The 11,776-nt window shown below is 60.4% G+C and carries 12 protein-coding genes; 2 read left to right on the forward strand and 10 right to left on the reverse strand.

The window, feature by feature from the left end:
* Window positions 1-2 precede the first annotated feature (2 nt).
* From HUJ17_RS08780 to HUJ17_RS08795, 4 genes are all read right to left on the reverse strand, one after another.
* Window positions 3-905: an endonuclease/exonuclease/phosphatase family protein gene (locus tag HUJ17_RS08780; RefSeq protein WP_290510334.1), complete on the reverse strand. Its 903-nt coding sequence runs from the start codon at window positions 903-905 to the stop codon at window positions 3-5.
* Between the two features lie 3 nt (window positions 906-908).
* Entirely contained in the window at window positions 909-1,544 is a 636-nt protein-coding gene (locus HUJ17_RS08785; protein ID WP_103917177.1) for a thiol:disulfide interchange protein DsbA/DsbL, read from the reverse strand.
* 173 nt (window positions 1,545-1,717) lie between these two features.
* The gene (locus HUJ17_RS08790) at window positions 1,718-2,371 is read right to left on the reverse strand and encodes a c-type cytochrome (protein WP_103917178.1); all 654 of its coding nucleotides are present in this window, start codon (window positions 2,369-2,371) and stop codon (window positions 1,718-1,720) included.
* Window positions 2,372-2,394: 23 nt separating this feature from the next.
* Window positions 2,395-2,688 (reverse strand): c-type cytochrome, encoded by a 294-nt coding sequence (locus HUJ17_RS08795; protein ID WP_103917179.1) that lies wholly within the window; start codon window positions 2,686-2,688, stop codon window positions 2,395-2,397.
* 169 nt (window positions 2,689-2,857) lie between these two features.
* Here HUJ17_RS08795 and yihA point away from each other — a divergent pair, with 169 nt between their 5' ends.
* Window positions 2,858-3,511, forward strand: coding sequence for a ribosome biogenesis GTP-binding protein YihA/YsxC (gene yihA / locus HUJ17_RS08800; protein WP_290510335.1), 654 nt, complete (start codon window positions 2,858-2,860; stop codon window positions 3,509-3,511).
* 865 nt (window positions 3,512-4,376) lie between these two features.
* Here the strand turns inward: yihA and HUJ17_RS08805 are convergent.
* The 6 genes from HUJ17_RS08805 to HUJ17_RS08830 are packed head-to-tail and all read right to left on the reverse strand — an operon-like array spanning window position 4,377 to window position 10,096.
* Window positions 4,377-4,709, reverse strand: a complete 333-nt coding sequence (locus HUJ17_RS08805) for a Na+/H+ antiporter subunit G (protein ID WP_290510336.1) — start codon at window positions 4,707-4,709, stop codon at window positions 4,377-4,379.
* Window positions 4,710-4,745: 36 nt separating this feature from the next.
* Window positions 4,746-5,015, reverse strand: a complete 270-nt coding sequence (locus tag HUJ17_RS08810; RefSeq protein ID WP_035245990.1) for a K+/H+ antiporter subunit F — start codon at window positions 5,013-5,015, stop codon at window positions 4,746-4,748.
* Window positions 5,009-5,494, reverse strand: coding sequence for a Na+/H+ antiporter subunit E (locus tag HUJ17_RS08815; protein WP_035245989.1), 486 nt, complete (start codon window positions 5,492-5,494; stop codon window positions 5,009-5,011). Before HUJ17_RS08815 ends, HUJ17_RS08810 begins: the two co-directional genes overlap by 7 nt.
* Window positions 5,491-6,972 carry a monovalent cation/H+ antiporter subunit D gene (locus HUJ17_RS08820; RefSeq protein WP_290510337.1) on the reverse strand — a complete coding sequence of 494 codons (1,482 nt, stop codon included), beginning with the start codon at window positions 6,970-6,972 and terminating at the stop codon, window positions 5,491-5,493. Before HUJ17_RS08820 ends, HUJ17_RS08815 begins: the two co-directional genes overlap by 4 nt.
* Window positions 6,969-7,304, reverse strand: a complete 336-nt coding sequence (locus HUJ17_RS08825; RefSeq protein ID WP_035245987.1) for a Na+/H+ antiporter subunit C — start codon at window positions 7,302-7,304, stop codon at window positions 6,969-6,971. The genes HUJ17_RS08820 and HUJ17_RS08825 overlap by 4 nt, the downstream gene beginning before the upstream one ends.
* Window positions 7,304-10,096 carry a monovalent cation/H+ antiporter subunit A gene (locus HUJ17_RS08830; RefSeq protein ID WP_290510338.1) on the reverse strand — a complete coding sequence of 931 codons (2,793 nt, stop codon included), beginning with the start codon at window positions 10,094-10,096 and terminating at the stop codon, window positions 7,304-7,306. The genes HUJ17_RS08825 and HUJ17_RS08830 overlap by 1 nt, the downstream gene beginning before the upstream one ends.
* Before the next feature lie 375 nt (window positions 10,097-10,471).
* Here HUJ17_RS08830 and HUJ17_RS08835 point away from each other — a divergent pair.
* The coding region (locus HUJ17_RS08835; RefSeq protein ID WP_290510339.1) for a proton-conducting transporter membrane subunit at window positions 10,472-11,776 on the forward strand (1,305 nt) is incomplete at its 3' end.

Below are 11,776 nucleotides of genomic sequence, written 5' to 3' on the forward strand. Positions count from 1 at the left end.
TATTAACTAATCAGCGGCAGCCGGTGTTCTCGCGTCGCCGCGATCACCTCGTCCGGTATCAGGATTTCCGTGGCCAGCGGCAGGTGGTCAGACAGCAGGCAATCTTCCAATACGCGGGTATGGCGGCTTTGTAACGCCGGCGAAAGCAGAATATGGTCGATGTGCCGATCCGGAGCCCAGCTCGGGTAGGTATTGAGGTTGTCTGCCTCCACGGTCCGCAGCCCCAGGCCTGCCAGCGGCGATGCTTCCAGGTGCTCCAGGCGGCAATTGAAGTCACCCATCATCACCACATACTTGTAGCCTTCAAGCAACCGGGTCAGGTAAGCCAGCTGGGTATTGCGCACTTTTTCGCCCAGAGCAAGATGGGCAACCACCACCACCAGAGGCTGGATGGGATGGCCATACTTGATGATGATGGCCCCACGCCCAGGCAGACCGGGTAACCGGTGATCCTTCACCTCAAAGGGCTGATGGCGGCTGAGGAAACCATTACTGAACTGGCCGAGACGGCCCAGATTACGATTGAGTTGCTGATGCCAGAAGGCAAAATCGCCCAGCGATGCCAGGTGCACCAACTGATTCATATTACGCGAGCGCAGGCTGCCGCCATCCACTTCCTGCAGCCCAACCACATCAAAGTGGCTCAACACCTCGGCAATCTGCTCAATGGTTTCCACGCTGCGCGGATGTGCTACCAGGTGCTTCCAGCTGCCGGTGATGTAATCACCGAATTTCTGGCTGCCGATGCCGGCCTGGATATTGAAGCTGAGCAGCTTGATGCTCGTGTCAGGGAGGATAATTTCACGGGTCTGACGGGTGCGCCTCACCCCTTCCCGGGCGAAGGAAAAGCCCGCAGGGCGGGCTTTCCAGTCACGATAGGCAGTGCGGGCACGATCCAGCAGCATGAATCAACCGCCAGTCCTTTCCTTGTTGGCCAGATACTCGATGACCTCGAACAGCTCGCCGGTGTTCTTCAGGTTCTCGCGCAATACCAGGTACTTGCCGTTAACGACAAAGTTGGGCACACCCGGAATCTTGTATTCCTTGGTCAGCGCCTCCGCCTGACGAACCTTGGTGGACACACCGAAGGAGCTGTACAGACGGTTGAACTTGTCCGGCTCGACGCCGTATTTACGGAAGAAGTTGGCCAGTGCCGGTTCATTGAACAGCGGCTCACGGTGCTTGTGAATGGCATCAAACAGGGGAGCGTGGACTTCATCCACCAGGCCCAGGGTTTCCTCTACGTAGTAAGCACGGGCCAGCGGCTCGGCATTACGCAGGAACAGCACCGGGGTGCGCACGTAATCAATATAGTCCGGCTTGGATTCCAGCCACTTATCTACCGCCGGTTCCAGAGAGTAACAGTGGGGGCAGGCGTAGGAGAAAAACTCCCGCACTTCCACCTTGCTGGGGTCACTCACATTGCCGGGCACATCCAGGATCTTGTAGTGGGTGTCCACAGCAAAACGGGCATGTTCATCGGCTGCAACCGCAGCGGTTGCCAGGCCCAGACTCATCAGCAAAGCCGTCACAAAGCGAAGCATGGGTTCATCTCCTTATTGTTGGTCTCCGCACGGTAGGACCGCCGGAATCATTATTTTCTCCCGCCACCGGGCAAAAAACACGTCAGTGCTGGGGGAATCATTTATCTTTTCATGATAACAACGAAAAAGGCAGCCCGCAGGCTGCCTTTTCTACAAACCGTAACCAATCAGATCTATTTGGACAAACCAGCAATGTAGCTGGCCACCGCCTTGATCTGGGAGTCGCTCATCTTGGCAGCAACGGTCTGCATCATGCCTGGGGCATCACCATCGGTATCATTGGTGCGTTTGATCACGTTATCGCCCAGATCATTACGGCCAGCGGCACGGAACGCCTTCAGCTGATCTTCCACATACTGGGCATTCTGACCAGCCAGGTGCGGATACTTGGCGCCATCAATACCCTGACCTGCAGGGCCGTGGCAGCCCGAGCATGCAGGAAGACCATTAGCCGCATCACCACCGCGATACAGTTTGGCACCCTGCTCTACCCATTCCGGGTCAGCCTGACCGGACTGCGCTTCCTGAGAAGCGTAATACGCCCCCAGATCCGCCATGTCCTGCTCACTCAGGTTGGCAGCCTGACCGGCCATGATGGCATTTTCACGTTTACCGGACTTGTAATCCTGAAGCTGCTTGACCAGGTAGGCTTCACCCTGACCCGCCAGTTTCGGGTAGTTACCAGCAATCGGCTTGCTACCGCCAGGGCCGTGACAAGCGGCACAGGGAGCGGCTTTTGCTTCACCGGCCTCAGCATCGCCTGCAGCCAGAGTCGGGTTGGCTACTACGGCAGCCGCCATCAGCACGAACAGTTTGAAAAACTTCATGGCCTATCCTTTCGTACAGCGTCTTATTTGCTTTTGGACATGTACTCAATCAGAGCACGGTATTCGTCGTCGCTACAGTCGTTACACATGCCTTTCGGCGGCATGGCGTTGTACCCTTCCTTCACGTGCTTCACTAGGGTATCCATGCCTTTAGCGCGCAACGGCTTCCAGGCGGCTTCATCGTGAGCCTTGGGGGCACCGGCTGCGCCGGAAGTATGGCAGAAGGTGCAGCTACTGTTATAGCGCTCTTCCACAGTGGCGGCGGTGGCCGCTCCTGCCATCATGATCAATGCAATGCCTGCTACCAAACCCTTCATATCCTACCTCTGCTATGCTGGCGTCAACCGCTGGCGAAGTGTGGATTTGCCTTTCCCGTCAAACCCTTGTAGAACGTCGACCGCCCTGGCAACCGCCAGGAGGGTCAGGCGGCCGGGATTATATACCAGTCTGGCACGCGCCGTCATATTCCATGTGAAGGGTAAGGTTATGGGCAGTCAATCCAATCATCCAGCAGAAATCCTGCTCCATCAGGCCAGTTTCCTGCAAAGTGCCCAGCGCCTGGACCAGTGTCCGCCTGACGAGGGCCGGGAAGTGGCCTTTGCCGGCCGCTCCAACGCCGGCAAATCCAGCGCCATCAACCGTCTGACCGGCCAGAGAACCCTGGCCCGGACCTCAAAAACCCCCGGCCGCACGCAGCTGATCAACTTTTTTGCCCTGGACGACGAACGGCGCCTGGTGGACCTGCCCGGCTACGGCTACGCCAAGGTGGCCAAGAGCAAGCGCAACGAGTGGCAGGAACACCTGGACCACTATCTGGCCGAACGCCAGGTGCTGGTGGGGCTGGTATTGATGATGGACATCCGCCATCCGCTCAAGGATTTCGACCTGCTGATGCTCGAATGGTCCGCCCAGGCCAACATGCCCATCCATATCCTCATGACCAAGGCCGACAAACTGAAGTTCGGTGCCGCCAAGTCCACCCTGCTGAAGGTACAAAGCCAGCTCAAGGGCCACCCCGCGCCGCTGTCGCTGCAATTGTTCTCCGCCACCAATGGTACCGGCTGCGACGAGGCCTGGGAAAAACTGGGGGAATGGCTAGAGATAGGGTCAGACGCCGAACATCGGATGTCGGACGACTAGGCCATCTTTTAGCGTCAGACGTCCGACTTTTCTGAAGACAAAAAAATCCCCGGCAGCAATTCTTGGGGGAAGGGAACGACTTGCTGCCGGGGAGGCTTGCCGCCCCGGCCTCTTTGGGGGAAAAGACCGGGACAAAACGCGACGAACCGGTGAGGGTACTGGGGGATCGGGGGTTCCGGCCCGTCGCTTCTATAGAGACTGCCGTTTTTGCAGAAAAGTTCCAGCCCTTGATCCCGCTTTTTTGCCCGACTGTCGATGTGCGTCACAAAACTGGCACTAAGGGGCACTCCAGTCCCATCGTGGGACGCCCCTGCCTGACCAAAAAACGAACAGAAAATCCTATCTTACTGATCAGCAAGCAGTAATGCTCAGCCACGAAAAGCTGGCACAACGATTGCTTGATACAGAATAGCGAGCTGATGAATCGCGAAGAATTTGCAGTTTGCCACGACCTGCCGACATAAACGGCAGGCAAAAAAAATCCCTGGCAGCAATCTTGGGGGAAGGGAACGACTGTGCTGCCAGGGAGGCTTGCCGCCCCAACCTCTGGGGAGAGATTGGGGAGTCCAAATAAGCTACGGATCGACGAGGGTACTGGGGGATCGGGGGGTGCCAATCCGTAGCTATTCTTTACGACCACACCGTTTTTCCGAAAGTTCCTGCCGGTTTCACCTTTTACATTTTTTACGATCGAATAAGCCACAAGCCGCAAGCTTCAAGCTGCAACGCGATTAAGGCTGCAGCCAACCGACCCCCTCACCTCCGCGATTCCCGCATACAAACCCGACGTTAAATCGCAGGCATGGCTTTGCCGCATCGTCCTGCCAGTTCCGCGTTGCAGCTTGTTGCTTGGAGCTTGCCGCTTTTACTGCTTCCAGGGCTCTCCCTGAGTCCCCTTCATCCGCTTCAGATCCCGGTGCATGGCAGCCTTGGCCAGCATATGGGCAGACACCGGCGCGGTGATGAACAGAAACAGGGTGATCAGCACCTCATGGAGCTGCAGGCCCCGTTCCTGCCAGGAAAAAAACAGCAGTGACGCAATGATGGTGCCGCCCACTCCCAGGGTGGTGGCCTTGGTAGGGCCGTGCAGGCGGGTGTAGAAATCCGGCAACCGCGCCAGACCGATGGACCCGATAAGCGCAAAAATACCGCCCACCACTACAAAAATCGCCACCAGCCATTCGATCAAGATGTCCATATAAAGCTCCACTTGCCTGGCACCGGGTGCCAGGCACTATTCAATGATGTCGCCGCGGGTTATGTACTTGGCCACCGCCACGGTGCTGACAAAGCCGATCAGGGCAATCAGCATGGCGGCCTCGAAGTACAGCTTGCTGTCCACCTGAATGCCGTACACCACGATCAGGGCGATGCTGTTGATATACATGGTATCCAGCGCCAGCACCCGATCCGGCAGCGAGGGGCCGATCACCAGCCGATACAGGTTCAGCACCCAGGCCACCGTCAGCAGGCCAAACGTCAACGAGATGGCACTTTCTAGCATTCGAAAATCTCCTTGATCGGCCCTTCGTAGCGCTGCTTGATTTCCGCCACCAGGGCCTGCGGATCTTCCACGTGCAGGGCATGCACCAGCAACCGGGTGCGGTCCTCGCTGACATCGGCGGACACTGTCCCCGGGGTCAACGATACCGTGCTGGTAAGCACGGTAATGGCAAAGCTGTCGCGCAGGTCCAGTGGCACCTCCACAAAACCGGGCTGCAGATCCTTCACCGGCCCCAGCACCTTCAGAGCCACCGCCAGGTTGGCGAGCAGAATATCCTTGGCTACCCGTAGCACGAAACGCAGCAGACCCATACGATCACGGACCAGCGGCACCTGTGGCCAGAAGGGCCGGGTACCCAGCGGCAACACCACCGCCAGAATCAGCCCCAACAGGGCATGGCCCACACTGAAACCATTGAGCAGCAGCCAGGTCAGCCACAGCACCAGGGTCAGACTGGGATAGGGAAGCAAGCGCTTCATGAGGCACCTCCCAACACCGCGCGAATATAAATCGTCTGGTCCGCCAGCTGATCGGCCACGCCAGCGCATAGCTGCAGCATAGGCTCCGCGGCCAGGGTCAACGCCGGGCTTACCAGCAACAAAGCCAGCATGGGAATGACACGCCGCTTACCGAGTTTCTTGCCGACAACCTCTCCGTGCACCCGCCAGAACAGCGTGGAACCAGCCCGGCTCAGGCCCACCAGGCCAGCCAGTCCCGCCAGCAACAGGAGCGCCCAGTAAGGGGCACTGGGCACCGCCTGCAACAACGCCAGCTTGCCGACAAAACCTGACAGGGGCGGCAACCCCACCACCGCCACAGCGGCGGCAAAGAACGCCGCTCCCAGCCAGTTGCCATGTGCCAGTGGCGGGCCGGATTCCAGCCGGTCATCGCTATCGCCCCGGGAGCGGCGCAGCAGATCGCAGAGCAGGAACAGGGCACCACAGATCAGGGTGGAGTGGATCAGGTAATAGAGTGCCGGACCGACAGTCCCGGGGTCTCCCAAACTCAGCGCCGCCACCAGGGTACCCACCGACATGACCACCAGATAAGCCACCAGCCCACCCAGCCGTGACGCCGAAAGAGCCCCGATAGCCGCCAGCGCCAGAGTCACCAGCGCCAGCCACCAGAGCAGGTCAGCCCCCAGCCCGGCCAGCGGCCCGTCGCTGAAGGCCAGCGCCTGCATGCGCAGGATGGCGTAGATGCCCACCTTGGTCATGATGGCAAACAGCGCCGCCACCGGCGCGGTGGCATTGGCGTAGGTGGCCGGCAGCCAGAAGTACAGCGGGAACAGGGCCGCCTTCAGACCGAACACCACCCACAGCAACAGCACCGCCACCGTCACCAGTATCTGCTCGCTGCCCTCAAGCGCCTGCGCCTTGACCGCGAAGTCGGCCATGTTGAGCGTCCCCGTGGTGCCGTAAATCAGCCCCAGGGCGATCAGGAACAGGGCCGAGCCCGCCAGGTTCAGCACCACATAATGCAGGCCGGCCTTGACCCGCTCCGGCCCACGGCCATGCAGCGCCAGCCCGTAGGAGGCGATCAGCAATACCTCGAAGAACACGAACAGGTTAAACAGGTCACCGGTAAGGAAAGCCCCATTGATGCCCATCAACTGGAACTGGAACAGGGAATGGAAGTTGGGGCCACGGCGATCATCACCGGCGCAGCCATACAACAGTGCCGCCAACGCCAGCACCGCAGTCAGCAGCAGCATCAGGGCACTGAGCTTGTCCAGCACCAGCACGATGCCGAACGGCGCCTGCCAGTTACCCAGCTGATACACCCCCACGTCACCCTGGGCGGCCTGTTGCCACAGCACCAGGGCAACCGGCACCAGAGCAATACAGGAGAGCAAACCGGTCACCCGCCGCAGCCGTTGCCGCTCACGAACTTCCAGCAACAGCAGCAACCCGGCCAGCGCCGGAATCAGGATGGGCGCAATAATCCAGTGCGTCATGAACGTTGCTCCCCGTCCTGACCATCCACATGGTCACTGTGTTGCTCCCCCTGGCTGCGCAGGGCCAGCACCACCAGGAAGGCGGTCATGGCGAAACCGATCACGATGGCGGTGAGGACCAGCGCCTGGGTCAACGGGTCGGTGGGGTCGGCACTGGCGCCCACTACTGCCACCTGGTTGATCTTCAGGCCGCCCATGGAAAACAGGAACACATTCACCCCATAACCCAGCAGGGTCAGCCCCAGCACCACGGAAAAGGTGCGCGCACGCAGGCACAGGTATACGCCGGTGGCCACCAGCACGCCGATAATCAGCGCCACTAACAATTCCATCAGGTGGTCTCCTTCTTGTCATCCAGCAGCGACAGCTTGCCCAGGTTGGCGAGGATCAGCAGGGTGGCGCCCACCACGGTGAGGAACACGCCGGTATCAAACAGCATGGCACTGGCCAGCTCGAAATCGCCGATCATAGGCAGGTGCACATGGGTAAAGGTACTGGTCAGGAAGGGCGCATCGAAGGCCCAGCTCGCCACCCCAGTCAGGCCCGCCAGCAACACGCCAAGGGCCACCAGCGGGTGGTAATCGCCGGGGATACGCTTGTGCACCCAGGTCACCCCGGATGCCACGTACTGCAGCAACAGGGCCACCGAGGTAATCAGCCCCGCCACAAAGCCGCCGCCGGGCAGATTGTGACCGCGCAGGAAGATATACACCGCAATCATCAGCGCCAGCGGCAACAGTGGCCGCGACAGGGTTACCAACACCAGCGGGTGGGCATCATGGGCCCAGGGCCGGCCGAAGGGGTCGTACTTGGCGGACACCAGTTTCAGGTCACTGAGCAGGGCATAGATCCCCAGGGCCGCGATACCCAGCACGGTAATCTCGCCAAAGGTATCAAAGCCACGGAAGTCCACCAGGATCACGTTCACCACATTGGTGCCGCCCCCGCCCGGCACGCTGTTTTCCAGGAAGAAGGGGCTGATGGTGGCAATGTCAGTGGTCATTACCAGCAAGGCGGCCACCGCCACCCCGGTGCCGATCAGCACCGCCAGCACCGCATCACGGCCCACCCGCAAGGAGTTGGAATCCGCCTTGGCCCGCGCCGGCAAGAAGTACATGGCCAGCATCAGCAGCAGCACGCTGACCACTTCTACAGAAAGCTGGGTCAGGGCCAGATCCGGCGCCGAGAAGCGCACGAAAATCAGCGACACGATCAATCCCACCACGCTCAGGCAGATAATCGCCATCATCCGCTGGCGATGCAGCACCGTGGTCAGCAGGGCGGCAGCAATCAGCATCAAGGCACAGAGAACCGATACCCCATCCACCGGCAGCATGGCGCGCTCGCCAGTGACGCTGGCCAGGTTGGGCAACTGCCATACCAGCACCGCCGCCACCAGCGCCAGCACCCAGGCCAGATACCCCTGAAGGGAACCGGTCTGCAGTCCTCGGGTAACACCGGCGGCCAGTCGCACCACCGCCTGGATACGGCCTTCGAACACCCGCTTGGCATCGATCTCCGGCAAGCGCGCATACCAGGCAAACAGCCGCCGGCGGCACGCGTACACCGCGATCCCCCCGACCAGGGCGATAACGCTCATCAACAGCGGAATGTTGAGTCCGTGCCACACCGCCAGATGATACTCGGGCAGGGTTCCGCCCAGGGTGGCAGTGGCCGCCACCGCCAGCAGTGCCGCCACAGTAATCGCCGGGAACACCCCCACCGCCACACAAAGGGCCACCAGTATTTCCACCGGAATCTTCATGTAACGGGGCGGTTCCTGGGGCGGGAACTTGGGCAGATTTACCGGCTCGCCATTGAAGAATACATCGTGGATAAAGCGCGCCGAGTAGGCCACCGAGAACACCCCACCCAGGGTGGCGCCCAGCGGCAGCAGCCAGCTCAGGGCGCCCAGCTGGTCGGACTGCAGGGTCTCGGTAAAGAACATTTCCTTGGACAGGAAGCCGTTCAGCAAAGGCACCCCGGCCATGGCAGCCGACGCCACCATGGCCAGTACCGCCGTATAGGGCATGTACTTCCACAGGCCATTGATGCGGCGCATGTCACGGGTGCCGGTCTGCTGATCGATGATGCCGGCAGCCATGAACAGGCCCGCCTTGAAGGTGGCGTGGTTGATGATATGGAACACCCCGGCCACCGCCGCCAGCGGCGAGTTGAGACCGAATAGCAGAGTGATCAGGCCCAGGTGACTGATGGTGGAAAATGCCAGCAGCCCTTTCAGATCGTGCTGGAACAGGGCCCAGACCGCGCCCCACAGCAGGGTGGCCATACCGGCAGCGGTAACCAGATAGAACCACAGGTCGGTCCCCGCCAGCACCGGGTAGAACCGCGCCAGCAGGAAGATGCCGGCCTTCACCATGGTGGCCGAATGCAGGTAGGCACTCACTGGCGTGGGCGCGGCCATGGCATGAGGCAGCCAGAAATGGAACGGGAACTGGGCACTCTTGGTGAACGCACCCAGCAACACCAGGCAGAGAATCACCGGATAGAGAGCGTGCTCCTGAACCAGCGCACCACTCTCCAGCACCGTGCTCAACGAGAAGCTGCCAACCACATGACCGATCAACAGCACCCCGGCCAGCAGCGCCAGGCCACCCATGCCGGTGACCGTCAGCGCCATCCGTGCGCCCTTTCGAGCGGCACTGTCGTATTGCTTATAGCTGATCAGCAAGAAGGAACTGAGACTGGTCAGCTCCCAGAAAAACACCAGAAACAGCAGATTGTCGCTGGTCACCACCCCCAGCATGCTGAACATGAACAGCAACAGCAGGGTGTAGAAGCGACCGCCGTCATCCTTGGCCGGCAGGTAATAGTGGGCATACACCACCACCAGCAAACCGATACCCAGAATCAACACGCAGAACAGCAACGCCAGGCCATCCAGGCGCAGGGCCAGGTTCAATCCCAGAGACGGCAACCAGGTCATGGACCACTGCTGCATCCCCCCTTCCCAGATCGGCAAGGACGCCTGGGCCAACAAGCCCAGGGCGGCCACCACCGGCAGCGCCACCAGCAGGGCGCACCAGCGTCTCCCCAGATGGCGGGTAAACATGGGCAGAAGCGCCGCCAGAAGAGGAAGCAAAACAATTGCAGGCAACATCATGTGCTCTCTTGAATAACAATCCTTGTGCTACCCACAGGCAGCAAAACTCGGCAAGTATGCCATGCCCCCCTTCCCTTGCAAGAATCCCTCCGGCAGCGGCAGCTGTTACAGCGAGCAAACCGGACAACAGGAAACAGGCACGCACCCTCTTTTGTTTTCTTCTTGTTACACACGCCAGGCGAAAACCAAAAAAATATGCATTTTTTTACCCCGATCAACGCTCTTAAATAAGTAGCGGCAGGCCGCTTTTTTCGCCTCAAAAAGGAACTTTACCTTGCCTGAGATTTCACATAATGCGTAGCATAATTCCATGCTAATCATCGTTTTACGGTGATGCCATATTCCGCGAAAGCGGGCTACTGATAACGGAGCGCCATGCTGACAGGCATCTTGTCTGGATTCTTGCTCGCACCCCTGGCCCCTGCCCTGCATCGGCTTTTTCCCCGTTACAGTGGCTGGCTTCTCGCCCTGCTCCCCGCCGGGCTGACACTGTATTTTTTCCTGCAATGGCTACCGGTCACCCAGCAAGGCCCGCAGCTTACCCACATCGACTGGGTCCCTGCGCTGGCCATGCCGCTGAGCTTCATGCTTGATGGCCTGTCACTGCTGTTTGCCCTGATGATCTGCGCCATCGGCGCACTGATCTTTATCTACGCCGGCCGCTACCTGGAAGGCCACCGGGATCTGCCCCGGCTCTATGTGCTGCTGCTGTGTTTCATGGCCGCCATGCTGGGCGTGGTGCTCAGCGACAACCTGATCGTGTTGTTCGTGTTCTGGGAACTCACCAGCATCACTTCCTACCTGCTGATCGGCTTCAACCACGAAGACGCCAACGCCCGGGCCAAGGCCCTGCAGGGGCTGATCGTCACCGTGGGCGGCGGGCTGGCGTTGATGACCGGCTTTATCCTGCTGGGCCACATCGGCGGCAGCTATGAGCTGTCGGAGCTGATCACCCGGGGCGACTCCATCGTTGCCCATCCGCTTTACGGGCTGACACTGGTGCTGATCGTGCTCGGCGCCTTCACCAAGAGCGCCCAGTTCCCGTTCCATTTCTGGCTCCCCAACGCCATGGCCGCGCCCACCCCGGTGAGCGCCTACCTGCATTCGGCCACCATGGTGAAGGCGGGTATCTACCTGCTGGCACGGCTGCACCCGGCCATGGGCGGCACCGAGTTGTGGCTCCTGCTGCTGGGCAGCGCCGGCGCCATCACCATGGTGCTGGGCATCTTCCTGGCCCTGCGCGCCACCGGCATCAAACGCATGCTGGCCTATTCCACCGTCATGGCCCTGGGCACCCTGACCCTGCTGATCGGCCTGGGGACTCGCACTGCCCTGCTGGCGGCCATGAGCTACCTGCTGGCCCACTCCCTGTACAAGGGCGCCCTGTTCATGGTGGCCGGCATCATCGACCACCAGACCGGTCGCAAAGATTTCCTCGATACCGGCGGCTGGGCCCGCTATCTGCCCGTTACCAGTGCCAGCGCCGGCCTGGCCGCCCTGTCCCTGGCCGGGGTCATGCCCCTGTTCGGCTTTATCGCCAAGGAACAGCTGCTGGAAGCCGGTTTGCGTCACGGCCATGCCCTGGCCCCGCTGTTCATTGCCGCCATCGTGATCGCCGCCGCCCTGGGGGTGGCCGTGGCTGCGGTGATTGCCATACGCCCCTGGTTCGGCAAACCCGCC

The sequence above is a fragment of the Alcanivorax sp. genome (assembly GCF_014762765.1).
Taxonomy (GTDB): domain Bacteria; phylum Pseudomonadota; class Gammaproteobacteria; order Pseudomonadales; family Alcanivoracaceae; genus Alcanivorax.